This window comes from Saccharothrix sp. S26, assembly GCF_021390395.1.
Classification (GTDB): Bacteria; Actinomycetota; Actinomycetes; order Mycobacteriales; family Pseudonocardiaceae; genus Actinosynnema.
On the sequence record NZ_JAJUWT010000017.1, the window covers coordinates 19,747 to 42,454 of the forward strand.

At 73.7% G+C, this 22,708-nt stretch carries 24 protein-coding genes; 15 read left to right on the forward strand and 9 right to left on the reverse strand.

The window, feature by feature from the left end; genetic code table 11:
* Window positions 1-14 precede the first annotated feature (14 nt).
* Window positions 15-785, forward strand: coding sequence for an HAD-IIA family hydrolase (locus tag LZG04_RS26135; protein WP_233821479.1), 771 nt, complete (start codon window positions 15-17; stop codon window positions 783-785).
* A gap of 3 nt (window positions 786-788) precedes the next feature.
* Here the strand turns inward: LZG04_RS26135 and tenA are convergent, their stop codons facing one another.
* The 3 genes from tenA to LZG04_RS26150 all read right to left on the reverse strand — a co-directional run bounded on the left by tenA (window position 789) and on the right by LZG04_RS26150 (window position 3,442).
* A complete protein-coding gene (gene tenA / locus LZG04_RS26140; protein WP_233821481.1) occupies window positions 789-1,472 on the reverse strand; it encodes a thiaminase II in 684 nt (227 codons plus the stop codon).
* Between the two features lie 65 nt (window positions 1,473-1,537).
* On the reverse strand, window positions 1,538-2,857 hold the full coding sequence (locus LZG04_RS26145) for an amidohydrolase family protein (RefSeq protein ID WP_233821483.1): 1,320 nt from the start codon (window positions 2,855-2,857) through the stop codon (window positions 1,538-1,540).
* A 135-nt stretch (window positions 2,858-2,992) separates the two neighbouring features.
* On the reverse strand, window positions 2,993-3,442 hold the full coding sequence (locus tag LZG04_RS26150; RefSeq protein WP_233821485.1) for a hypothetical protein: 450 nt from the start codon (window positions 3,440-3,442) through the stop codon (window positions 2,993-2,995).
* 108 nt (window positions 3,443-3,550) lie between these two features.
* Between LZG04_RS26150 and LZG04_RS26155 the strand changes: the two genes are divergently transcribed.
* Complete coding sequence (locus LZG04_RS26155; RefSeq protein ID WP_308199321.1) at window positions 3,551-4,768, forward strand: MFS transporter; 1,218 nt, start codon at window positions 3,551-3,553, stop codon at window positions 4,766-4,768.
* A gap of 53 nt (window positions 4,769-4,821) precedes the next feature.
* Here the strand turns inward: LZG04_RS26155 and rpsR are convergent, their stop codons facing one another.
* The 4 genes from rpsR to rpmB are packed head-to-tail and all read right to left on the reverse strand — an operon-like array spanning window position 4,822 to window position 5,769.
* On the reverse strand, window positions 4,822-5,055 hold the full coding sequence (gene rpsR / locus LZG04_RS26160; protein WP_233821489.1) for a 30S ribosomal protein S18: 234 nt from the start codon (window positions 5,053-5,055) through the stop codon (window positions 4,822-4,824).
* Between the two features lie 11 nt (window positions 5,056-5,066).
* On the reverse strand, window positions 5,067-5,363 hold the full coding sequence (gene rpsN, locus LZG04_RS26165; RefSeq protein WP_233821491.1) for a 30S ribosomal protein S14: 297 nt from the start codon (window positions 5,361-5,363) through the stop codon (window positions 5,067-5,069).
* A complete protein-coding gene (gene rpmG / locus LZG04_RS26170) occupies window positions 5,363-5,530 on the reverse strand; it encodes a 50S ribosomal protein L33 (RefSeq protein WP_033439124.1) in 168 nt (55 codons plus the stop codon). Before rpmG ends, rpsN begins: the two co-directional genes overlap by 1 nt.
* Window positions 5,530-5,769: a 50S ribosomal protein L28 gene (rpmB, locus tag LZG04_RS26175; protein WP_233821493.1), complete on the reverse strand. Its 240-nt coding sequence runs from the start codon at window positions 5,767-5,769 to the stop codon at window positions 5,530-5,532. The genes rpmG and rpmB overlap by 1 nt, the downstream gene beginning before the upstream one ends.
* A gap of 47 nt (window positions 5,770-5,816) precedes the next feature.
* Here rpmB and mrf point away from each other — a divergent pair, with 47 nt between their 5' ends.
* Genes mrf through rpmF form a run of 3 tightly spaced genes read left to right on the forward strand, consistent with a single transcriptional unit; the run spans window position 5,817 to window position 7,313 of the window.
* Complete coding sequence (mrf, locus tag LZG04_RS26180; protein ID WP_233821495.1) at window positions 5,817-6,902, forward strand: ribosome hibernation factor-recruiting GTPase MRF; 1,086 nt, start codon at window positions 5,817-5,819, stop codon at window positions 6,900-6,902.
* Window positions 6,899-7,150, forward strand: a complete 252-nt coding sequence (locus tag LZG04_RS26185) for a type B 50S ribosomal protein L31 (protein ID WP_233821497.1) — start codon at window positions 6,899-6,901, stop codon at window positions 7,148-7,150. Before mrf ends, LZG04_RS26185 begins: the two co-directional genes overlap by 4 nt.
* Before the next feature lies 1 nt (window position 7,151).
* The gene (gene rpmF, locus LZG04_RS26190; RefSeq protein ID WP_233821500.1) at window positions 7,152-7,313 is read left to right on the forward strand and encodes a 50S ribosomal protein L32; all 162 of its coding nucleotides are present in this window, start codon (window positions 7,152-7,154) and stop codon (window positions 7,311-7,313) included.
* A 12-nt stretch (window positions 7,314-7,325) separates the two neighbouring features.
* Here the strand turns inward: rpmF and LZG04_RS26195 are convergent, their stop codons facing one another.
* Complete coding sequence (locus LZG04_RS26195; RefSeq protein ID WP_233821502.1) at window positions 7,326-9,074, reverse strand: serine/threonine-protein kinase; 1,749 nt, start codon at window positions 9,072-9,074, stop codon at window positions 7,326-7,328.
* A gap of 392 nt (window positions 9,075-9,466) precedes the next feature.
* Between LZG04_RS26195 and LZG04_RS26200 the strand changes: the two genes are divergently transcribed.
* The 10 genes from LZG04_RS26200 to LZG04_RS26245 all read left to right on the forward strand — a co-directional run bounded on the left by LZG04_RS26200 (window position 9,467) and on the right by LZG04_RS26245 (window position 19,774).
* A complete protein-coding gene (locus LZG04_RS26200; protein ID WP_267937918.1) occupies window positions 9,467-10,729 on the forward strand; it encodes an APC family permease in 1,263 nt (420 codons plus the stop codon).
* Window positions 10,730-10,831: 102 nt separating this feature from the next.
* Window positions 10,832-11,011: a lysine biosynthesis protein LysW gene (locus LZG04_RS26205; protein WP_233821507.1), complete on the forward strand. Its 180-nt coding sequence runs from the start codon at window positions 10,832-10,834 to the stop codon at window positions 11,009-11,011.
* Window positions 11,008-11,880, forward strand: a complete 873-nt coding sequence (locus LZG04_RS26210) for a RimK family alpha-L-glutamate ligase (protein WP_233821509.1) — start codon at window positions 11,008-11,010, stop codon at window positions 11,878-11,880. The genes LZG04_RS26205 and LZG04_RS26210 overlap by 4 nt, the downstream gene beginning before the upstream one ends.
* Window positions 11,881-11,927: 47 nt before the next feature.
* Window positions 11,928-12,536, forward strand: coding sequence for a DegT/DnrJ/EryC1/StrS family aminotransferase (locus LZG04_RS26215; protein WP_233821511.1), 609 nt, complete (start codon window positions 11,928-11,930; stop codon window positions 12,534-12,536).
* Window positions 12,533-13,852 carry a DegT/DnrJ/EryC1/StrS family aminotransferase gene (locus tag LZG04_RS26220; RefSeq protein WP_233821513.1) on the forward strand — a complete coding sequence of 440 codons (1,320 nt, stop codon included), beginning with the start codon at window positions 12,533-12,535 and terminating at the stop codon, window positions 13,850-13,852. Before LZG04_RS26215 ends, LZG04_RS26220 begins: the two co-directional genes overlap by 4 nt.
* Window positions 13,845-14,885 carry an N-acetyl-gamma-glutamyl-phosphate reductase gene (gene argC, locus LZG04_RS26225; protein ID WP_233821515.1) on the forward strand — a complete coding sequence of 347 codons (1,041 nt, stop codon included), beginning with the start codon at window positions 13,845-13,847 and terminating at the stop codon, window positions 14,883-14,885. The genes LZG04_RS26220 and argC overlap by 8 nt, the downstream gene beginning before the upstream one ends.
* The gene (locus tag LZG04_RS26230; protein WP_233821517.1) at window positions 14,882-16,717 is read left to right on the forward strand and encodes a M20/M25/M40 family metallo-hydrolase; all 1,836 of its coding nucleotides are present in this window, start codon (window positions 14,882-14,884) and stop codon (window positions 16,715-16,717) included. Before argC ends, LZG04_RS26230 begins: the two co-directional genes overlap by 4 nt.
* Window positions 16,714-17,511, forward strand: a complete 798-nt coding sequence (locus LZG04_RS26235) for a 1-deoxy-D-xylulose-5-phosphate synthase N-terminal domain-containing protein (protein WP_233821519.1) — start codon at window positions 16,714-16,716, stop codon at window positions 17,509-17,511. Before LZG04_RS26230 ends, LZG04_RS26235 begins: the two co-directional genes overlap by 4 nt.
* Complete coding sequence (locus LZG04_RS26240; protein WP_233821521.1) at window positions 17,490-18,404, forward strand: transketolase family protein; 915 nt, start codon at window positions 17,490-17,492, stop codon at window positions 18,402-18,404. Before LZG04_RS26235 ends, LZG04_RS26240 begins: the two co-directional genes overlap by 22 nt.
* Before the next feature lie 266 nt (window positions 18,405-18,670).
* The gene (locus LZG04_RS26245) at window positions 18,671-19,774 is read left to right on the forward strand and encodes a polysaccharide lyase family 1 protein (protein WP_233821523.1); all 1,104 of its coding nucleotides are present in this window, start codon (window positions 18,671-18,673) and stop codon (window positions 19,772-19,774) included.
* A 66-nt stretch (window positions 19,775-19,840) separates the two neighbouring features.
* Here LZG04_RS26245 and LZG04_RS26250 read toward each other — a convergent pair whose 3' ends face one another.
* Window positions 19,841-22,639: a BTAD domain-containing putative transcriptional regulator gene (locus LZG04_RS26250; RefSeq protein WP_308199325.1), complete on the reverse strand. Its 2,799-nt coding sequence runs from the start codon at window positions 22,637-22,639 to the stop codon at window positions 19,841-19,843.
* Window positions 22,640-22,708 lie beyond the last annotated feature (69 nt).

Below are 22,708 nucleotides of genomic sequence, written 5' to 3' on the forward strand. Positions count from 1 at the left end.
GGCGGGGAGAGCTGATGGCCGTCCTGGCGGACGGGTTCGACGGGTTCATCGTGGACCTGGACGGCGTGGTGCACGTCGGTGGCCGCCCGCTGCCCGGCGCGGTGGAGACGCTGTCCGCCCTGGCCCGGGACGGCAAGGGGATCGTGTACCTGACCAACGACCCGCGGCACGCGCGCGCCACCGTGGCGGCGCGCCTGACGTCGTGGGGACTGCCCACGCGACCCGCCGCGGTGGTCACCTCGGGGTGGTTCGCCGCCGCCGAGGTCGCCGCCGGCGGCGCGCGGGTGTTCGTGATCGGCACCGACGAGCTGCGCGCGGAGGCGGCCGAGGCGGGCGCGGTCGTGCTCACTGCGGACGAGGCCGAGCACGCCGACCGCATCCTCGTGTCCGGGCACGACGGGTTCGACTACGCCGAGCTGCGCGCCGCCTGCCGGGCCGGCGCGCGCGGGGCGGAGCTGTTCGCCACCAACCGGGACGCCACCTTCCCGATGCCCGACGGGCTCTGGCCGGGCACCGGCGCGGTGCTCGCGGCCGTGGAGACCGCGCTGGGCAGGCGGGCCACCGCGCTGGGCAAGCCCGAACCGGCGATCTTCCGGACCGCCCGCGCGCTGCTGGGCGGTGGCCGGGTGGCGGTCGTCGGCGACCGGGTCGAGACCGACGTGGAGGGCGGCAGGCGCGCCGGCCTGCCCACCGTGCTGGTGCGGCCGGACCCGCTGCCCGAGGACGCCCACCCGCGCCCGGACCACGTGGTGGGCGACCTGACCGGGCTGCTCGCGCCCGCCTGACCCTCAGACGGGCCAGGACTCGCGGCGGTACCCGGCGTCCCAGAACATCCACTCGTACCGGGCGGCCGTGCGCATCCGCGCGCCGACCAGCAACCGGTCGTCGGGGGACAACCGCTCACCGAGCCAGTCGGTCGCCGCGAGCACCTCGTCCACCAGGCCCTGGAACGCGGGGTCGCCGTACGCGTCGATCCAGCGGTGGTACAGCGGGTCCGGTGAACCCTGCACGCGCAGCGCCGCGCCCACTCGTGCGTAGATCCAGTAGCAGGGCAGCACCGCGCCCACCGCCTCGGCGTACCCGCCGCGCGCGCTCGCGACCAGGAAGTCGAGGTAGGCGCGCGTGGTCGGGGAGACCGCCTCGGCCGCGGCCTGCTCCGGCGTGGTGCCCAGCTCGGCCAGCAGCGACTCGTGCAGGCCGCGTTCCACGGCCACCGTGTTGGCCGCGTGCCGGGCGAACATCGCGGTGTCCTCGTCCCGCGTCGCCATGGCCGCGCACAGCGCGAGCACCTTGGCGTACCCGCTCAGGTAGTGCGCGTCCTGCACGAGGTAGTGGCGGAACGACTCGCGGGGCAGCGTGCCGTCCAGCAGGCCGGTGATGAAGGGGTGGGCGAGCACGTGGGCGTGGATGTCCTCGACCTCGGACCAGAGCGCGTCGGTGAAGGTCGCGGGGACGGCGTGCGATGTGGCCATTCCAGCAGGCTAGCCGCACGCCGCCGGCGCGGACACCGTCCGCGCGCCCGTGACCGCGGGCCCGGTCAGCCGCGGATGCGGTCGAGTACGCGCAGGAACGCCTCGTTGGCCTTGGCCAGCACCTCGCCCTCGTCGATCGTGGTGAACACGCCCTCGTCCAGCACCACCACGCCGTCCACGATCGTGGTGTCGACGCTGCTGCCGTTGGCCGCGAACACCAGGTGCGAGTACAGGTGCTCGGCGTTGCCCGGCTCCAACGGGGTGAACATCTGGTTGCGCAGGCCGACCAGGGCGAGGTCGGCCTTGCGGCCCACCTCGATCCGACCGGTCTGGTGGCCCAACGCGTCCGCGCCGTTGCGGGTGGCCATGGCCAGGACGTCCGGCGCCTGGAACAGGCCCGCGTCCACCCGGTTGGCGCGGTGGACCAGCGAGGCGTACTTCATCACCTCGAACAGGTCGCGGCTGTTGTTGCACTCGGCCGCGTCGTGGCCGAGCCCGACGGTGAGGCCGGCGGCGATCATCTCGGGCACGCGGGCGATGCCGTTGCCCAGCTTCGCGTTGGACACGGGGTTGTGCGAGATCCGCGTGCCGGTCTCGCGCATCAGGGCGATCTCGGTGTCGGACAGCCACACGCAGTGCGCGGCGATGGTGTCCGGGCCGAGCAGGCCGGTGTCGAAGGCCAGCTCGGTGGGGCGCCTGCCGAACCGCTCCAGCACGGTCTGGACCTCGCCCAGGGACTCGTTGAGGTGCACGTGGATGCCCGTGCCGAGGTCGTCGGCCAGGCCGCGGGCGTCGCGCAGCAGCTCCGGCGAGGCCAGGGGCAGCCACTCGATGCCCACGTAGACCTCGATGCGGCCGTCGGCCTTGCCGTGCCACTCCCGGTAGGCGCGTTCGTTGTCGGCCAGGGTGTCCAGCCGGTGCTCGTCGGTGGCGACGTCGTTGGACAGCACGGCCCGGATGCCGATCCGCTCGGCGGCCGGCGCGAGCGCGTCCAGCCGCCGGTACATGTCGTTGACCGTGGTCACGCCGCAGCGCAACGACTCGCTGTAGCTCGCCAGCGCGGCCCAGTAGGCGGCTTCGTGGTCCAGCGCCCGGATGATCGGGTACCAGCACGTCTCCAGGTACTCCAGCAGCGGCAGGTGGTCGCTGTACCCCTTGCCCAGCGCGGTGTGGTAGTGCAGGTCCACCAGCCCGGGTAACACCGCCTTGTCGGTGGCGTCGATGACCCGGCTCGCGCCGGCGCGAGCGGCATCGGCCTCCGGGCCGCGCGGGTGGACCGCCACCACCCGATCCCCCTCGACCACCACGGTGCCGCCGTGGTGCACCTCCCGGGCGTCGTTCATGGTCACCACGATCCCGTTGGCGATTACCAGCCGATCCGCCATGGCAAGCTCCTCACCGAGTCGATCCGACCCTTTCGGAGCCTAGTGATCCACCTCACTGGCCGAGGCCGCCGGCGAGCCGTTCCCCGCCGGCGCTGCGCCATCCCGAACGCGCGTGTGATCGCACCGGTGGTCTGCTCAACGCCCTTCGGTGACCTCCGGCGGCACGGCGCAGTCGAGGCTGACGGCGGCCATCCGTTCGGTGATCGGACGTCCGTCGTGCGCGGGCACCACCCAGCCCGGATCGCGTCCGGCGGCGAGGTCGTCGGCGTGCCGGGCCCGTGCGTCCACGAGGGCGCGCCAGTCCGCGAGCCACTCGGCTGCCGGGCGGTCGTCCGCGATGCGGTCCTCCCCGACCGCCCGCACCGCGTCGATCATCGTGACGACGGCGTCGTTGCGCGCCCGGATCGCCTGCACGGGATCACCGACCACCGCGTGCACCTCCCGCGCCATCGCGGCGCAGGCGCTCTCCGCCGCGTCCGCGACGACGGGGTCGTCGATCAGCTCCGGCCGGTCGTGGTCGGCGCAGGCCGGGAAACCCGGCACGCCGAGTACCAGCGCGGCACCGGCGATCAGCACGCGTGTCACCCGACCACCGTGCCCGACGACCTGCCCCCGACGTTCGCCGATCAAGAACAGCCGTGATGACCCGGTACCGTCGATCGACGACCTGCCGATGTGCGCGAGGGGGTTGATGTGCCGGGCGGCAGCGCATGGGCAGCGTTGAGGGTCCGCGACATCCGCTTGTACATGATCGGCCTGACGTTGTCGTTGTTCGGCGACTCGATGTTCCTCGTGGTGGCCGGCATCTGGGTCAAGGACCTCACCGGCAGCGACGCCGCCGCGGGGATGGTGAACTTCTGCATCTGGGCCCCGTCGCTGATCGGGCCGGTGTTCGCGCTGGTCGCCGACCGGGTGCCGCGACGGCGGCTGCTCTTGGTCACGAACCTGGGCGCGGCGGTGGCGTTGCTGCCGCTGCTCGCGGTGGACCGCCCGGGGCTGGTGTGGATCGTGTTCGCGGTGATGACGGCCTACGGGGTCGGCTACGCGCTGATCGGGGCGGCGGAGCCGGCGTTGATGTCGACGCTCGTCCCCGAGGAGCACCTCGGCGGCTACAACAGCGCGCGGCTGACGTTGTCGGAGGGGTTCAAGCTGCTCGGGCCGGCGGCCGGCGCGGCGCTGTTCGCCGTCTGGGGCGGCCCGGCGGTGGCGGCGATCGACGCGGTCACCTTCCTGGCGGCCGCCGGCGCGTTGTCGCTGATGGCGTCGCGCGAACCGGCCCTCACGCCCGCCGCCCGCACGAGCTGGGCGCGCGAGCTGCGCGCGGGCATCGACCGGATCGCCGGGTTCGTGCCGCTGCGGCGGTTGGTGGTCGGCTCGGCGGTCGTGTTCGGCTTCGGCGGACTGCTGACGTCCTACGCCTACGCGGTGGTCGAGCAGGGGTTGGGCCGGTCACCGGAGTTCGTCGGCGTCGTGGTGACGGCCCAGGGCCTGGGCTCGGTGCTCGGTGGGCTCGTCGCGCCGTGGCTGATGCGGCGGCGCGGCGAGGCGGGGCTGGTCGGGATCGGCATGGTCGTGGCCGCGTTGGGGTGCGTGCTGACCGCGTTGCCGCCGTCGACGTGGCTGGTCCTGCTGGGCGCGGGCCTGCGCGGGTTCGGCCTGCCGTGGCTGCTGATCGGCACCACCACGCTGATCCAGCGCACCACGCCGAACGAGCTGCAGGGCCGCACGGGCAGTGCGGCGTTCACCGCCGCGTTCATCCCGTCGACGCTGGCGATCCCGGTGGGCGCGGCTCTGGTGGAGCTCGTGCACTACCGCGTGCTGTTCGCGGTCGCCGCCGCGGGCATGGCCGCCGCCGGCTGGTACGCCCTGCGCTCCCGTCACGACAGCGCCACCGGCCGACCCGGGAGGTGAGCTGGTCGCACGTGCCGGTGTGCCCCGCCGGGCAGGCGGGGCACACCGACCGCTCAGCGGCCCTTGCCCGGGTAGGGCAGCAGTGCCATCTCGCGCGCGTTCTTGATCGCGGTGGCGACCTGGCGCTGCTGCTGCGGCGTCAGGCCGGTGACCCGGCGGGAGCGGATCTTGCCGCGGTCGGAGATGAACTTGCGCAGCAGGGTCGCGTCCTTCCAGTCCACTGTGGTCACGCCTTCCTTGCGCAGGGCGTTGACGCGGCGCTTGGCGGGGCGTTCGGGGCGGGGCACGGTGCTTCCTCCTACCAGCTCGACTTGGTGACGCCGGGGAGCTCGCCCCGGTGGGCCATCTCGCGCAGCCTGATCCGGCTCAGGCCGAACGCGCGGAACACCGCACGCGGTCGCCCGTCGACGGTGTCGCGGTTGCGCAGGCGGGTGGGGCTGGCGTCGCGCGGCAGCTTCTGCAACGCCCGCACGGCCTCGTCGCGGCGGTCGGGATCGGTGCGGATGACCTCCTTCAGCTCCGCGCGCCGCTCGGCGTGCCGGGCGACGGTCTCCCGCCGCTGCCGGTCGCGGGCGATCTTGGACTTCTTGGCCATCAGCGCTCCTCCTTGAAGTCGACGTGGCGGCGCACGACGGGGTCGAACTTGCGCAGCACCAGGCGGTCGGGGTCGTTGCGGCGGTTCTTGCGGGTGACGTAGGTGTAGCCGGTGCCCGCGGTGGAGCGGAGCTTGATGATCGGCCGGACGTCGGTCGACTTGGCCATCAGAGCTTCACCCCTTGCCGGCGCAGCTCGGCGACCACGGCCTCGATGCCGCGCTTGTCGACGGTCTTGATGCCCTTGGTCGACAGCGTCAGCACGACGTGCCGGTTCTCGGACGGCAGCCAGAACCGCCGCCGCTGGGTGTTGGGCAGCCAACGGCGGGACGTGCGCCGGTGGGAGTGGGAGACCTGTTTGCCGTAGCCGGGCTTGCGCCCGGTGACCCGGCAGTGCCGTGACGACACGCTACCTCCAGTTTGAAACGACAATCGTTTCCGTTAGGCTAACCCACATGGGAACCGAGGTGCTGCTGGTGGCCGGGCTCGCGCGCCACGACGTGGCCGAAGAGGTCTGGCGGGCGTGGCCGCGGTCGGTGCTGGTCCGCCACGACCTGCGCGATCTGGCCGACGGTGTGGTGCGGCGCTGGGTCGACGGCGAGCTGACCGTGCTGGAACTGGCGCACGGCTGCGTGTCGTGCACGCTGCGCCTGGACCTGCTGCCGTTGCTGGAACGCCTGGGCGGCCGGGTGGTCGTGCACCTGGACCCGGCGCTGGAGCCGGAAGCGGTCTGCTTCGCCCTGCGGCAGGTGGACGTGCGGGTCGAGGCGGTGGTCACCGCGGTCGACCGCGCCACCTGGCTCGCCGACGCGACCGGGGACGAGGCGTTGCGCGACCGCGGCCTGGGAGCCGCCGAAGGCGACGAGCGGACCGTGGCGCAGGTGGTCGTGGGCCAGGCGGAGTTCGCCGACGCCATCGTGCTGACCGGGGAGGGCGCGGACCCGACCCTGGACGCCGTGCTGGACCGGCTCAACCCGCTCGCGCCGCGACGCCACCGGGATGCCCTCGACGTGCCGGAGCTGCTGGCCGCGATCCCCGAGGGCGCGCGCCGGGGTCGTTTCGACGACGGCTTCGGCGCCCTGCTGCACGGGCAGCCGCCGCTGGAACCGGCGCACGGCGCGGCCGTCGTCCACTTCACCGAACGCCGCCCGTTCCACCCCATGCGGCTGCACCGGGCGATCGACGTCCTGCTCGACGGCGTCGTGCGCACCCGCGGCCGGGTGTGGGTGGCGAGCCAACCCGACGTCGCGCTGTGGCTGGAGTCCGCGGGCGGCGGGCTGAACGTCGGCAACCTCGGCCCGTGGCCGGCCGCCGTCGAGGACCGGTCAGCCGTGCCCGCCGAGCGCCGGGCCCTCGCGTGGCACCCCGACTACGGCGACCGGTCGCAGGAGCTGGTGGTCATCACCGCCTCAGCGGACCCGGCGGAGATCACGGCGGCACTGCGCGCGGCGCTGGTGACCGACGAGGAACTGGCGCTGGCCGACGAGCTGGAGTTCGTCGACCCTTTCGCCGAGTGGCACGACGAGATGGAGGAGTTGTGAAGCAGGGCATCCACCCCGACTACCACCCGGTGGTGTTCCGGGACCAGTCGACCGGCAAGGCGTTCCTGACCCGGTCCACGGCGACGTCGACGCGCACCGTCGAGTGGGAGGACGGCAACACCTACCCGCTCATCACGGTCGACATCACCTCCGACTCGCACCCGTTCTGGACCGGCAACCAGCGGGTCGTGGACACCGCCGGCCGGGTCGAGAAGTTCAACCGCCGCTACGGCAGGAGGAACCGCTGACATGGCCGTCCCCAAGCGCAAGACCTCCCGCAGCAACACCCGCCACCGCCGCGCCCGGTGGAAGGCCGCCGCACCGGACCTGGTGCCGGTGACCACCCTCGACGACCGCCGGCTGACCGTGCCCAGGCGGCTCGTGGCCGCCTACCGCCGCGGGCTGCTGTGACCGACGCCGGGATCACTTGTCGCGCGGGTAGGTCTTCTGCACCTCGCCCTTCAGCGACGCCTGGAGGTACGCGCCGCCGTAGTCGTCGATCAGGTACACCCTGATCGACGGGGTGCCGTCGATGATGTCCGGGCTCACGATCACGTACCGCATCGTCGGCTGCGGCACGCCCAGCTCGTTGTTCGCCCGCTCGAACAGCGCGGGCAGGGCGTCCCAGTTCACCTCGTTCAGGTCGAGCACGGCCCGGTCGGCGTCCACGCCGTCCGGGCCCTTCCGGCTCGCCTTGCCGCCCCGGTACTCGAAGTCGTCGAACCCGTGCGCGACCGCCGAGGTCGGGGCCACGGCGGTGGCGCGGTCCGGCCACAGGGTCAGCTCGGACACCTTGGTGCCGCCCATCGCCTCGCCGAGCGCGCCGACGGCCTTGCGCGCGCCGGCGGGCGTGAGCAGGTCTTCCTTCGCCGGGTCGGCCGCCGCGGTCGTCGTCGGGAGGACGGGCAGGTCCGCGTTCGCCCCGGTGGTCGTCGGGGTGGTCGACGAGCCGGTGCCGGAGTTCGCCCCGGTGTCGCGGCCGCTCAGGTGGACCGCCAGCAGCGTGGCCGCGACGACCACCGCCACCCCGACCAGCGACAGCAGCACGGCGGCCGTCCGCTTGCGCGGCCCCGGCGTCGGCTGGGGACCGCTGACCTGGCCGGACGGCCAGTGCGGGTACGGCGGCGCGGGCTGCGGACCGCTGGGCGGTCCCGAGCCGGCGAACCCGGACGGGGTGGACGGTCCCGGGACCGCGAACCCACCGGGGGTGGGCGGCCCCGAAACCGCGAACCCGCCAGGCGTGGGCGGACCCGGGACGGCGAACCCGTTCGGGGTCGGCGGCCCCGAGGCGGCGAACCCGGCGGGCGTGGGCGGACCCGGGAACGGGGCGGAGTCGTGCTCGGCCGCGGCGAGCATCCGGTCCAGCACGTCGCCGGGAGGCCGCTCGGCCGGGTCGTTGCGCAGGGCGGCGTTGAGCGCGGGTGCGAGCGCGCCCGCGCGGCGCGGCGGCGGGACCGGCTCGGTCATCACCGCGGCGAGCGTCGCCATCGTGGAGGCGCGGCGCATCGGGTGGTGGCCCTCGACGGCCACGTACAGCAGCATCGCCAGCGACCACAGGTCCGACGCGGTGTGCGTCTCGTCGCCGCGCAACCGCTCCGGGGCGATGTACTCCGGCGACCCGATGACGTCACCGGTCGCGGTGAGCTGGGTCGAGCCCTGCAACGCGGCGATGCCGAAGTCGGTGAGCACGGCGCTGCCGTCGGTGCGCAGCAGCACGTTCCCGGGCTTGACGTCGCGGTGCATCACGCCCGCCGAGTGGGCCGAGCGCAGCGCGGCGAGCACGTCCCGCCCCACCCTGGCCGCCTCGGCCGGGGTGAGCACGCCCTCGTTCAGCCGCGCGTCCAGCGACGTGCCGCGCACCAGCTCCATGACGATCCACGGGTACGGCGAGTCGGCCGACTCGATGATCTGGTAGATCGACACGACGTTCGGGTGCTGCAACCGGGCGAGCGCGCGGGACTCGCGCAGCACCCGCTCCCGCAGCTGGGCGGCCGCCGCGGGATCGCTCTCGATCTGGTCGGCGTCCGCCGGGCGGACCTCCTTGATGGCCACCTCGCGGTGCAGCCCCAGGTCGACGGCGCGCCAGACCGTGCCCATGCCGCCGCTGCCCAGCCGCTCCAGCAGCTCGAACCGGCCGTCCAGGATCCGCCCGGTGTGCTCTCTCTCAGACACCGCGTAACGCTAGCAACCGGCCACCGGGGACCGGCGATCACGCCACCGCGTGCGCGGCGGTTTCGCGGTCCCGAACCCCGTCCGGTGCGTGCCGGGCTGCGGGGAACCGCAACCCCGCGCGCGGTCGAACGCGTCGATCACGCCGTGCCGGCGTTCGCGAACGCCCGCTACCACCAGGGCCGGGCGGCCCGCAGCAGCCGTCCGAGAGGATCCTTCGGGGTCGCTGATAAATCGGTACGAGATTCGATTCCCCTATCCCCGGAATATCTCGGAGTCGGAATATGTCCCTGTTCGGGCATGGGTCTTTTGCTATAGTCGCTCCTCGGTGACTTCGGCCGGTGTCGCACGCCCGTTCGGAGGTAGAACCGGCCTGGGGGAGGCAGCGCACGATCATGACTGGTCATCGCATCGGTTTGGCGCAGGGCACCGCGATTTACGTGGGGGCGATTCTGGGGGCGGGCATTCTCGCGCTGCCCGCGCTCGCCGCCGCGGAGGCGGGGCCCGCGGCGATCATCGCGTGGACGAGCCTGGTGCTGTTCTGCATCCCGGTCGCGCTCAGCTTCGCCGCGATGGGCTCGCAGTACCCCGACGGCGGCGGCATCGCCACGTTCGCGGCCAAGGCGTGGGGACCGCGCGCGTCGGGCGCGGTCGGCTACTGGTTCTACTTCGCGCTGCCCGCCGGCGCGCCCGCCACCGCGTTCGTCGGCGGCCAGTACGTCGCGCACGCGCTGGGCGGTGGTACCGGCCAGGCGCTGGCGATCGCCGCGATCCTGCTGGTGGCGGCGTTCGGCATAAACGCGGTCGGCCTCAAGGTCTCCGGACGGGTGCAGCTCGGGCTGATCAGCCTGCTCGCGGTGTTGCTGCTGGTGGCCGTGATCACCGCGATGCCGCACGCGGACACCGCCAACCTCACCCCGTTCGCGCCCAACGGCTGGCTGTCCGTCGGCCACGCGGCCAGCCTGCTGTTCTTCACCTTCGCGGGCTGGGAGGCCGTCACCCACCTGTCCGGCGAGTTCCGCGACCCGCGCCGCGACCTGCGCCGCACCGCGATCCTCACGCTGATCGTGGTCGCCGTGCTCTACCTGGGCCTGGCCCTGGCCGCGATCCTGGTCCTCGGCCCGGAGCTGGCCACCTCCAGCGCGCCGCTGACGCTGCTGCTGGAACGCGGCGTCGGGCCGGCCGCCGGGCCGGTCACCGCGGGCCTGGCCATCGTGCTGACCTTCGGCACCATGACCGCCTACCTGGCGGGTGCGTCCCGGCTCGGCGCGGCGCTGGCCCGCGACGGCGCGCTGCCCGCGTGGCTGAGCCGCGGCCACGAGGCGGGTTCCGTGCCGCGCCGCAGCCTGGCCCTGCTGTTCGTGCTGAGCCTGCTGCTCTCGGCGGTCGCCCTGGGCTTCGGCCTCGAACTCGGTGACGTGATGCTGGCCGCGTCCACGTGCTTCATCGCCGTGACGGTGGCCGGGCTCGCCGCGGGGCTGCGGCTGCTGCCCCGGCGCTCGGCCGTGTGGTGGGGCACCGTGCTGGCGCTGGTCGTGATGAGCGTCGTGCTCGTCTTCTCGGGTTACTTCCTGCTCGTGCCCGCGGTCCTCGCGGGAATCGCGCTCACCTACTCGCGGCGGACCCAGCCGGTCGCCGCGCAGCGGGTCGACGGCTAGTCGACGACAAACGTGCCGAGCCCGATCGCACCACGACCGCGATCGGGTGGGTTCGGTCTGCCGAAAAGGTCGGTCAACGAAATGTCGAACGGAGCGGAGAAAATGATCGCAACCGTGAGCTGCCTCGTCTGCGACGCCGAGCTGGAGGTGGCCGCCGCCACCGAAAAGGGCGAGATCGTCGAATGCGCGTCCTGCGGCCAGGAGCACGAAGTGGTCGACGCGACCGACGGCCGCGTCGCGGTCGAGCTCGCGCCGGAGGTCGAAGAGGACTGGGGCGAGTGACCGGGCGACCGGACGTCCTGCTGTCGGTGACGATGGTGCGGCCCGACGAACGGCTGCTGCTCGACTCGCTGCGCGCCCAGGGCATCAGCGTCGAGACCGCCCTCGTCGCCGACATCGGCAACGTGCTCAACGGCTCGGCACCGCGACCGGCGGTCGCGTTGCTGCGCAACCTCTCGCACCGCGAGGCCGCGGGCATCGCGCACCGGCTCGGCCACCTGGGCGTGCCGACCCTCAACACCGGCGCGGCGATCGACATCTGCCACGACAAGGGCACGCAGGCGCTGCTGTTCGACCGGCACGGCATCCCGCACCCGAGGTCGCTGCACGCGTTCGGCCACGACCAGGTGCGCGACATCGCCCTGGCGCTGGGCTGGCCGGTCGTGGTCAAACCGCTCAGCGGCTCCTGGGGCCGCGGTGTGGTGCGGCTGACCGACATGGGGTGCCTTGAGGCGTGGACGGGCGGGCGGGAGTCCGCCGACGCGGCGGGCAAGCAGTTCCCCGTCCTGGTGCAGGAGTACGTGGAGAAGCCGGGCCACGACCTGCGCGTGGTCGTCGTCGGCAGCGAGCCGGTGGTGGCCATCGAGCGCCGTTCGGCGGACTGGCGCACCAACACCCACCTCGGCGCGACCGTGCGGCGCACCGAGGTCACCCCGGCGATCAAGGACCTGTGCGACCGCGTGGTCGCGCTGCTCGGACCCGGTTTCTACGGCGTCGACCTGCTGGAAGACGTCCGCACGGGTGAGCTCAAGGTGTTGGAGGTCAACGCCAACCCCGAGTTCGCCAAGTCGTCCGCGCAGCACGGCGTGGACATCGGCGCGCACCTCGCCGCCTTCCTGGCGGACCGCGTCCGCCACCTCGCCGCGGCCTGACCGCCGTCCGGCTCTGTCGTGCCCGACTTTCCTGGGGGAAGCCAACGATGGACCACTTCGACACCGCGATCGCGCTCAGCCGGGTGCTGACCTCCGGCGTGATCATGAGCATCGAGCGCAACGACCGCGAGCTGCCCGCGCTGGAACGCCTGCTGCGCAAGGTGAGCGGGCGGACACAGGTCGTGCTGGTCAACAGCGCCACCGCGGGTCTGCACTCCGCGCTGGCGGGGCTGCGGCTCGGCCACGGCGACGAGGTCGTGGCACCCGCCCTGCCCGACGCGCACCGCCGGTTCCTGGACTGGCTGGGCGTCCGGGTGCGCGAGGACGGCACGCCCGCGTTCGCGTACGTGTCCCCGACCCCGGCCGACGTGGACCGGCTCGGCCCACTGCTGACCACCACCGCCGGTGCGCCCGCGGTGGTGCTGGACCTGACCGGGCTGGGCTTCGGCCCGGCCGCGGCGGTGCTGTTCGACGACGAGGACGCGTGGCGGCGCGCGGAGCGGCTGAAGATCTTCGGCACGTTCGACCTGCGCACGATGTGGACCCAGGCCGAGACCGACGAAGGGGTCGGCGGCGTGCAGTTCAACTACCGGCTCAGCCCCCTGGTCGCCGCGTGCGTCCGGATGGCCCTCACCACACAAGGAGCTCGGGCGTGAACACCGACTTCCCGAAGGCGCCGCTGCCGCTGCCGCGCGCCGAGGACGTGACGGAGGAACTGGCCGCGCTGGAGGGCCCGCCGGTGATCCCCGCCGGGCTGCGCCGCACGCTGTTCCCGGTCATCACCAAAGAAGACGTGTTCAAGATGCTGCTGTCCACGCGGGTCGACCCGGCGAAGGTCGTCGCCGACTTCGCCGAGGCCTACCGCGAGTACGTGGGCGCCGCGCACGCCCTGCCGACCGCGAGCGGCACGTCCAGCCTGCACCTGGCACTGGTCGGCGCGGGCGTGCGACCGGGTGACGAGGTGGTGGTGCCCGCGTTCACGTTCATCGCCACCGCCCAGGCGGTCGTCGCGGCGGGCGCGATCCCGGTGTTCGCCGACATCGAGCCGGACACCTACTGCCTGGACCCGGCCGCAGCCGAACGCGCCGTCACCGAGCGCACCAGGGCGATCATGCCGGTGCACGTGCACGGCCTGCCCGCGGACCTGACCGCGTTGCGCGCGGTCGCCGACCGGCACGGCCTGGCGCTGGTCGAGGACGCCTCGCACGCCCACTCGGCCACGTTCGACGGCCGCGTGGCGGGCTCGCTCGGCGACGCGGCCGGGCAGAGCCTCATGGCGGACAAGAACTTCCCGGTCGGCGGCGAGGGCGGCATCGCGTTCTTCGCCACGGCCGACGCGCACGCCCGCGCGGTGGAGTACCTGGAGCGGCACGGCATCGACTACGGCATGTCGTGGATCGTGGCGGCGTTCGGCGCGAGCCAGCTCGAACGGCTGCCGTACTACGACGAGATCCGCGCGCGCAACGCGGCGCGGCTGGCCGAGGTGCTCGGCGAGACCGGGCTGTTCAGCGCGCCGCACGTGCCCGAGGGCCGCACGCACGCGTACAACATGTACCGGATCGGGCTGCACCCGGACGCCGTCGGCCTGGGCGACCTGCCCGTGCACGCGGTCAAGGAGGTGGTGCACGAGCTGCTGGTCGCGGAGGGCGTGCCCGCGCGCGAGTGGCAGAACACGCCGATCCCGTGCCACATCCCGTTCCGCCGGCGCGAGGGCTTCGGCGGCGGCTACCCGTTCAGCCTGAACCCGGCGGCGGCGCGGGATTACGCGCCCGAGGACTTCCCGGTCACGCTGTCGATGCTGAGCAGCACGCTGGTGCTGTGCCGTGAGCTGCGCTCGCCGGTCGAGTACGAGCGGCTGGAGCGGTACGGGCACGCGTTCGCCAAGGTGGCGCGCCGGCCCGACGCGATCCGCAAGCTGGTCGGCGGCCGGGAGTTCCCGCTGCCGCACGCGAAGGCGGCCCGCCTTGGCTGAGACGAACGGGTCGACCGTGACGCCCGGTCGGGTCCGGGTCGCGGTGGTCGGCGCCAGCGGGTACACCGGTGCCGAGCTGGTCCGGCTGCTGCTCGACCACCCGCACGCGGAGCCGGCGTTCCTGTCCTCGGAGCGCAGTGCCGGCAAACCGGTGGACCGGGTGCTGCCCGCCGTGCGCAACCACCCGGCCGTGGCCGGCCTCACGCTACGGCCGTTGGACGAGCTGCCCGAGGTGGACGTGGCGTTCGGCTGCCTGCCCGGCGGGGAGCTGCCGGGCCGGATGCCGTTGCTGGCCGAACGGGCCAAGCACGTGGTCAACCTGGCGGGTGACTTCCGGCTCACCGACCCGGACGCGGCGGCCAGGCACTACCCGGCGTCGGCGGCGTGGACCGAGCCGTTCGCCTACCACGTGCCGGAGTTCCCGACCGCGGGCGGGCGGTTCCTGAACCTGCCCGGGTGCATGGCCGTCACGTCGATCTACGCGCTGTACCCGCTGCTGGCCGGTGGGCTGATCGAGCCCGACCCGGTGGTGGACGCCAAGACCGGGTCCAGCGGCAGCGGCCGGACGTCGTCGGAGCACCCGGCCGACCGGTTCGGCAACTTCCGGGCGCACAAGCCGCACGGCCACCGGCACGGGCCGGAGGTCGCCCAGGCGCTGCGCGACCTCACCGGCGTGGACGTCGACCTCCAGTTCTCCACGCACAGCCTCGACGTGGCCCGCGGCATCCTCGTGACGGCCTACTCGCGGCTGCGGCCGGGCGTCACCGAGGTCGACGTCAAGCGGGCTTACGTCAAGGCGTACCGGAACACGCCGTTCGTCAGGGTGACCAAGCACGGCCTGCCCGCGTTGAAGACGGTGGTCGGGTCGAACGTCGCCGAGGTCGCGCCGCAGGTGCACGGCGACCGGTGCGTCACCGTCGCCGCCCTCGACAACCTGATCAAGGGCGCGGCCGGGCAGGCGGTGCAGGCGATGAACCAGCTCTTCGGCCTGCCCGAGCACACCGGCCTGCCGTTCACGGCGGTGGCGCCGTGACGCTGCACGTGGTGAAGCTGGGCAGCGCGACCCTCGCGCACCCCTCGGTGTTCGCGGAGGTCGCCGAACTGGCCGGCCGGGCACGGGTGCTGGTCGTCGCGGGCGGCGCGGCGGGCATCGCGGCGCACTACCGGGCCATCGGGCGCGAGGTGCCGCTGTTGACGCTGCGCAACGGCGACGAGGTGCGGCACTGCACGCCCGAGGAGATGGCGCACCTCGTGGACGCCTACGAGCGGGTCACGTTGCCCGGCGTGCGGTCCGGGCTGGCCGCGCACGGGCTCGCCGTGTTCGCCGCCACCGGGGCGTCCGGCCTGGTCACCGCCACCCCGGCGGGCCCGCTGCGGGCGTCGGTCGAGGGCAAGGCGCGGATCGTGCGCGACCACCGCATCGGCACGGTGTCGTCGGTGGACACCGCGCGGCTGGACGCCCTGCTCGACGCCTACGACGTCGTGGTGCTGTCACCGCCGGTCGCCGCGTCCGACGGCGGCACGCCGCTCAACGTGGACGCCGACGTGCTGGCCGCGGAGCTGTCCAACGCGCTGCACGCCGACCACCTGCGCCTGGTCACCGGCACGCCCGGGTTGCTCACCGACCCGGCCGACCCGACCACCACGATCGCCGACCTGCACCCCGGCGAGGGCGCGGCGCACGCGGGCGGCCGGATGCGGCAGAAGGTGCGGGCCGCCGAGCTGGCCCTGCGGGGCAGCGCGGAGGTGGCCATCACCGGACCGCACACGCTGCACAACCCGGCGGGCACCAGCCGGTTCTGGCCGGAGCCGCCGCCGCGCCCGGAGCTGACCCTGCTGAGCCGGGCGGTGGCCATCCCTTCGGTGTCCCACGACGAGGGGGAACTGGCCCGTTACCTGGTCGGGTGGTGCGCGGCGCGCGGGATCGACGCGTTCGTGGACGAGGTCGGCAACTTCGTGGCGACCAAGGGCGACGGGCCGCGCCGGCTGCTGCTGCTCGGCCACCTCGACACGGTGCCGTTCCACTGGCCCGTGCGCTGGGACGGTGACGCGCTGTTCGGGCGGGGGAGCGTCGACGCCAAGGGGTGCCTGGTGAACTTCGTCGAGGTGCTGGCCTCCGTCGACGTGCCGCCGGGCCACCAGCTGCGGGTGGTCGGCGCGGTGGAGGAGGAGGTGTCGTCCTCGCGCGGGGCGTTCCACGTCCGCGACCACTACCCGGCCGACGCCGTGGTCGTCGGCGAGCCCAGCGGTGTGGACGCCTTGACGTTGGGCTACTTCGGGCTGTTCAAGCTGGCGCTGGCGGTGCGCACGCCCACCGGCCACTCGGCGGGCAAGGACGCGGTGTCCGCGCCGGACGCCGTGGTCGACCTGGTGCAGCGCATCCGCGACGACGTGCTCAAGCTCGCGCCGGACGCGTTGAGCGCGCTGATCTCGATGACCGGCGAGCAGCGGCACGACCACCACTCGGCCGAGGCGGTGCTGAACTTCCGCGTGCCGCCCGGCGCGGACCTGGACGCGATCACCGACGCGGCGCTGGCCCACGGCTCGCCGACCTCCTCCGTGCGGGTGCTGCGGCGCACGCCGGGCTACGCGGGGAAGCGGTCCACGGTGCTGGCCAAGGCGTTCGGCCGGGCGTTCGGGCAGCACGGGCTGCGGCCCCGCTACCTGGTGAAGAAGGGCACGTCGGACATGAACACGCTGGCCACGACGTGGCACGACGTGCCGATGGTGGCCTACGGGCCGGGCGACTCGGCGTTCGACCACACCGACGAGGAGCGGATCACGGGCGCGGACTGCCTGGCCGCCCGCGCCGTGCTGGCCGACGCCGTTAAGCACTGGATCGCGCTGACGGGGGAGGCGGGATGACCGGGACGTTGGAGGGCGCGTCGCTGGAGGTGCTGCGGGACCGCGCCACGCGCGCACGCCGGCTGGTGGTGGACATGGCGGCCCAGCCGACCGGCTGCCACCTGGGCGGCAGCCTGTCCGTGCTGGACATCCTCGTCGCCGCGTTCGACCGGGCGGACGCGGACGACGGCACGGAGGTCGTGCTGAGCAAGGGCCACGCGGCGGCGGCGCTGTACGCGGCGCTGTACGTGTCCGGTCGGCTGGCGGAGAACCCGGCGCCCCTGTACGGGCTGGCGGGCCACCACTACACCGGTCACCCGAGCCCGGCCGTGCCCGGCGTGCGGTTCCCGACCGGCAGCCTCGGGCACGGCGTGCCGTACGCGGCGGGATGGGCGATGGCGCAGCGGCTGTCCGGCGGGTCCGGGCTCGGCATCGCGGTCACCGGCGACGGCGAGTTGCAGGAAGGGCTGGTCTGGGAGGCGTGCCAGGTGGCCGCCGCGCGCCGGTTGGGCAACCTCGTGGTCGTCGTGGACCGCAACGGCGGGCAGAACGACGGGCTGGTGGCCGACATCTCGCCGCTGCCGGACCTGGACGCCCGGTTCGCCGCGTTCGGCTTCGAGGTGTCCGAAGTGGACGGCCACGACCTCGGCGCGCTGCGCTCGGCGTTGGGCGGCGCGGTCGGTGACCGGCCGCGCGCGGTCATCGCGCACACGGTGAAGGGCAAGGGCGTGCCGCCGGTGGAGGGCAAACCGGGGGCGCACTACGTGACCATCGACGCGACGAGGGCGGCGAAGTGGAAGCGCATGATCAGGTGACCGCGCTGTCGGGGCGCGACGCGTACCGCAGCGAGCTGACCGAGCTGGCCCGGCACGACCCCAGGGTGCTGTGCTTCGAGGCCGACCTGGGCGGCCGCAAGCACCCGTTCGCGCAGGAGCACCCGGACCGCTTCTTCAACCTGGGCATCGCCGAGGCCACCATGATCGACATGGCGGCGGGGCTGGCGTCGGCGGGCTACCGGCCGTTCGTCAGCACGTTCGCGCCGTTCGCGACGTTGCGCGCGGCGGAGAGCATGAAGCTGAGCATGGGGTACCTGGGCGCGGGCGTGGTCGTGGTCGCGCCCTACGCCGGGGTGTCGGGCGCGTGGTTCGGCACCACGCACCACTGCCTGGAGGACCTGGCGGTGGTGCAGAGCTTCCCGGGCATCACGATCGCCGCGCCCTACGGCGAGCAGGAGACGCGGGCGGTGGTCCGCGCGGCCGCCGCCGGCTCCGGGCCGTTCTACGTCCGGACCGGGCGCAACGCGGCGGCGGTCAGCCTGCCCGGGTCCGACGAGCCCGCCGGCGTGAACTGGGCGGCACCCGGGTCGTCCGAGGTGTGCCTGGTGTCGGTGGGCGAGGTCGGGACGGCGTTGGCGCTGGAGGCGCACGCCCAGCGGCCGGAGCTGGGGCACGCGCACCTGTGCTTCGTCGACCACGCGTCGTTGACGGCGGCGGCCGAGGAACTGAGGTCGTCGCGGTACTCGCGGTTCGTCGTGGTGGAGGAGCACCGGCCCACCGGGGGAGTGGCGAGCACGTTGGCGCTGCTGATGCCCGCGGTCGAGGTGGTCGGGGTGAACGCGGGCATGGCGTGGCCCTCCGAGGGCGGTGACCACGGCGAGGTGCTGGGGCAGCTGGGGCTGGACCTGGCGCACGTCCTGGCCGCCGTCTGAGCGCATTCCGCCCTCGCCCGACAATTCCCGCACACAACCGAAAAAGCCCGACGCGCTTCCGCTGCCGAGGCGGCCCGCTGTTCACGAATGTGGACGCAGCGGGCCGCCTCGTCGCTTTTCGGTTCATGGTCGTGAATCATGTTGCCTGTTCCGCGGTGCTGCGCAATGCTCCCTGAGGGTTTTCCCCGAGTACGCGCAAACGTCCATCCGCCTGCCGCCGGCGAATGCGACGACACCATCCGACCTTCGCAGACGCAGGAGATGGAATGACTCGATCAGTCGCTTGGCGGCTTTCCGCGGTCGTGGCGGCGCTGGCCGTCGCGACCTCGACCGGTGTGGTCGTCGGGGTGTCGCCGGCCTCGGCCGCGGCCGGTGTCGCGACCGGCTACGCGGCCGCCAACGGCGGGACGACCGGCGGGCAGGGCGGGGTCACGGTCCGGGCCAACACCGGGACCAAGATCCACGAAGCCCTGTGCCGCCGGGCGAGCACCAGCACCCCGATCATCATCGAGGTCGAGGGCACGATCAACCACGCCAACACCGCCAAGGTCTCCGGCGACAGCTGCGAGACCGCCGCGGGCGTGATCGAGCTCAAGCGGATCAGCAACGTCACGATCATCGGTGTCGGCAGCGGTGCGGTCTTCGACCAGCTCGGCATCCACATCCGCGAGTCCCGCAACATCGTCATCCGGAACGTGACCATCCGCAACGTCAAGAAGTCGGGCTCGCCCACCTCCAACGGCGGCGACGCCATCGGGATGGAGAAGAACGTCCGCAACGTCTGGGTCGACCACGTGAACCTGCTGGCCTCGGGCGGCGAGTCGGAGGGCTACGACGGCCTGTTCGACATGAAGGACAACACCCAGTACGTGACGCTGTCCTACAGCACCCTGCGCAACTCCGGCCGCGGCGGGCTGATCGGGTCCAGCGAGAGCGACCTGTCCAACGGGTTCGTCACCTACCACCACAACCTGTACGAGAACATCGACTCCCGCGCACCCCTGCTGCGTGGCGGCACCGCCCACATGTACAACAACCACTACGTGAGCCTCAACGAGTCCGGCATCAACTCCCGGGCCGGCGCCAAGGCCAAGGTGGACAACAACTACTTCAAGAACTCCAAGGACGTCCTCGGCACCTTCTACACCGACGCCGTCGGCTACTGGCACGTCAGCGGGAACATCTTCGACAACGTGACGTGGTCGAGCCCCGGCAGCGAGACCAGGCCCGCGGGGCCGGACGTCAAGTCCACCACCACGGTCAGCGTCCCCTACAGCTACGCGCTGGACCAGACGAGCTGCGTGCCGACCATCGTGAGCCGCACGGCCGGGGCCAACAAGGGCCTGCTGGAGTCGAACGGCTCCTGCTGACGCGGTGACGGCGAGGTCTCCGGTGGTCGGGTCGAGGGGTCCGGCCACCGGAGACCTCGCCGCGCGTCAGCCGCCGTCGTGCGGGCCGGCGGCGTGGTCGAGGTCGGCCAGGTGCCCTCGCACGCGTTCGGCGTCGGTGTCGCGGCCCTGCTCCAGGTACAGCTCCAGCGCCTGCCGCCACGCCGCACGCGCCTCGGCGTGGTCGCCGAGCGCGGCGTGCGGGTGGCCGAGGTGGTCCAGCGTCGTGGCGGTCTCGGTGGTGTCGCCCTGGGTTTCGTAGAGGGCGAGGGCCTGCCGGTAGTGCCGCACGGCCTGCTCGTGGCGGCCGGTGTGGTGGTCGATGTAGCCCAGGCTGTTGAGCGTGTGGGCCTCGCCGTGCGGGTTGCCGTGCCGGCGGTGCAGGGTGAGGGCGGCCCGGCAGTGGTCGCGGGCGGTGTCGTAGTCGGCGAGCCGGGCGGCCAGCCAGCCCACCGCGTTCAGCGCGTCGGCTTCGCCCACGGGCTGGCCGACCGCGCGGAAGAGGTCCAGGGCGTGGCGCGCGTGCTCCAGCGCCTGCCGTTCGCCTCCCAGCCGCTCCCACGCCCGGGCGAGGGTGTGGCGGGCGAGGGCCTGCTGGGTGCGGTCCCCGTGGTGTTCGGCCAACGCGAGGGCGTGGTGCAGGTGCTCGATCGCCTGCCCGTGACGTCCCAGCTCGGCGTGGGCGTAGCCGAGCCGCCGGTAGGCCAGGCCGCGCATGGCGGGGTCGGGCAGGTGGTCGGCGGCCTCGGCCGCGGCCTGCCACACGGCCAGGGCGTCGTGGTGGTGCCCGCGCCGCTGGTGGAACGTGTACAGGGCCCACGCGAGCTGCCACACGACGCGGTGGCGGTGGTGGGCGGCGGCGGTCTGCTGGGCCGCGAGCAGGTGGTGGTGATGCGCGTCCAGCCACGACAACGCCTCCGACGTGCCGGACAGCGGCACGGCTCGGGCCCCGGCGGCGGGCGGGTCGAGCCGGATCGGCTGCCGGTGGGCGGCCAGGAGGCGATCGGCGTGGTAGGCGGTGTGCAGGTAGCAGTCCACCACCCGCTCCAGCGCCGACCGGCGCACGGGCTCGGGCAGGTCGTGGGCGAGGGTGGTGGCGTAGGCGCGGACGAGGTCGTGCATGGCGTGGCGCCCGCCGGCGCGGTGGTCGAGCAGCGAGGCGTCGGCCAGGGCGCGCAGCACCGCGCGGACCTCCCGTTCGGCCAGGCCGGTCAACCCGGCGGCCGCGGGCAGGTCGATGTCGGGACCCGGCGCGACGCCCAGGAGCGCGAACGCGGTGCGCTGCCCGTCGGTGAGCCGGCGCAGCGACCAGGACAGCACCGTGGGCAGGCTGGCCGGCGGGTCGTCGTCCTCCAACGCGTGCAGGCCGAAGCCGCGCAGTTCGGCGACGGTGTCGGCCAGCGGCAGGCGCGGTTCGGCGGCGGCGCGGGCGGCGACCACCGCCAACGCCAGCGGGAAGCCGCCGCACAACGCGATCAGGTCGGTCACCGCCGGTTCCTCGGCCGCCACGCGTGCTTCACCCAACCGGGCCGTCAGCAGCGCGCGGGACTCGGCCGCGGACAGCACGTCCAACGCGAGGTGGCCCGCGCCGTGGGTGGTGATCAGGCCGGACAGGCGGGTGCGGCTGGTCACCACGACGGTGCAGGACCGGCCGCCGGGCAGCAGCGGCACGACCTGGCCGGTGTCGGCGGCGTTGTCGGCCACGACCAGCATCCGCCGGTCGCAGACCAGGCTGCGGAACAGGGCGGCCTGGGCGTGCGGGTCGGTCGGCAGCCGGGCGGGATCGACGCCGAGCGCGTCGAGGAAGCCGCGCACGGCCACCGCCGGGTCCATCGGGTCGCCGTCCGGGCTGAAGCCGCGCAGGTCCACGAACAGCTGCCCGTCGGGGAACCGGTCGACCTGCTGGTGCGCCCAGTGCAGGACCAGCCACGTCTTGCCGATCCCGCCGGCGCCGGCGACCGCGGAGACCACCACCGCGCCCGCCCGGCCGGCGTCGTCCAACGCCTCGGTGAGCGCGTCGAGCTCGGCTGCGCGGCCGGTGAAGTGCGGCGGCGGCGCCGGCAACTGCCGGGGCACGACCACCGGACGGGCGACCTCGCCGCCGGCCGCGGCGGTCAGCCCCGGGTCGGCGGCCAGGATCCGCCGGTGCAGCTCCCGCAACGCGGGGCCCGGGTCGACGCCCAACTCCTCGACCAGCCGGGCCCGCACCCGCTGGTAGTGCTCCAGCGCGTCCGCCGACCGCCCGGCCCGGTGCAGGGCGAGCACGTACTGACCCGCCACCCGTTCGTCCAACGGGTGCTCGGCGGCCCGCGCGGACAGCTCCACCAGCAGCTCCACGCCCTGACCGACGCGCAGCCTCGCGTCGACCAGCTCGTGCTGGGCGGTCAGCCGCTCCTGGGCCAGCCGGTCCCGTTCGGCCCGCGCCCACTCGCCGGCCAACCCGGACAGCGGCTCGCCGCGCCACAGCTCCAACGCCTCGGTCAGCGACCGCACCGCGTCGCCGTCGTCCGCGTCACGCGCCCGCTCGACCAGCGCGCGGAACCGGCACAGGTCGACCGCGGCCTCGTCGGCCGCGAGCAGGTAGCCGCCCGGCCTGCGTACCAGCTCCACGCCGTCCGCCCCGGCCAGCGCCTGCCGCAACCGGGACAGGTAGGTCGACAGCGTCGCCCGGGCCCGCGCCGGCGCGTCCACGCCCCACACCCGTTCGACCAGGCGCTCCACCGGCACCACGCGGTTGACGTCCACCGCCAACGCGGCCCACACGCACCGCTGCCGGGCCGGGCCGAGGTCCACCCGGCGGCCGGCCACGAGCAGGGCCGTGTCGCCCAGCAACCGCACCTCTGTCACCACACCCCCCGTGACCCGGCCGGCGGCATCACCGGTCACGGCGCGGTGGGGTGCGGCCGGTCGGGTCGA

Bases quoted from the DNA above. Each gene is read 5' to 3' on its own strand.
- LZG04_RS26135 (WP_233821479.1), top strand. From the start codon at position 15: ATGGCCGTCCTGGCGGACGGGTTCGACGGGTTCATCGTGGACCTGGAC.
- tenA (WP_233821481.1), bottom strand. From the start codon at position 1,472: ATGGCCACATCGCACGCCGTCCCCGCGACCTTCACCGACGCGCTCTGG.
- LZG04_RS26145 (WP_233821483.1), bottom strand. From the start codon at position 2,857: ATGGCGGATCGGCTGGTAATCGCCAACGGGATCGTGGTGACCATGAAC.
- rpsN (WP_233821491.1), bottom strand. From the start codon at position 5,363: ATGGCCAAGAAGTCCAAGATCGCCCGCGACCGGCAGCGGCGGGAGACC.
- rpmG (WP_033439124.1), bottom strand. From the start codon at position 5,530: ATGGCCAAGTCGACCGACGTCCGGCCGATCATCAAGCTCCGCTCCACC.
- mrf (WP_233821495.1), top strand. From the start codon at position 5,817: ATGGGAACCGAGGTGCTGCTGGTGGCCGGGCTCGCGCGCCACGACGTG.
- rpmF (WP_233821500.1), top strand. From the start codon at position 7,152: ATGGCCGTCCCCAAGCGCAAGACCTCCCGCAGCAACACCCGCCACCGC.
- LZG04_RS26200 (WP_267937918.1), top strand. From the start codon at position 9,467: ATGACTGGTCATCGCATCGGTTTGGCGCAGGGCACCGCGATTTACGTG.
- LZG04_RS26205 (WP_233821507.1), top strand. From the start codon at position 10,832: ATGATCGCAACCGTGAGCTGCCTCGTCTGCGACGCCGAGCTGGAGGTG.
- LZG04_RS26215 (WP_233821511.1), top strand. From the start codon at position 11,928: ATGGACCACTTCGACACCGCGATCGCGCTCAGCCGGGTGCTGACCTCC.
- LZG04_RS26235 (WP_233821519.1), top strand. From the start codon at position 16,714: ATGACCGGGACGTTGGAGGGCGCGTCGCTGGAGGTGCTGCGGGACCGC.
- LZG04_RS26245 (WP_233821523.1), top strand. From the start codon at position 18,671: ATGACTCGATCAGTCGCTTGGCGGCTTTCCGCGGTCGTGGCGGCGCTG.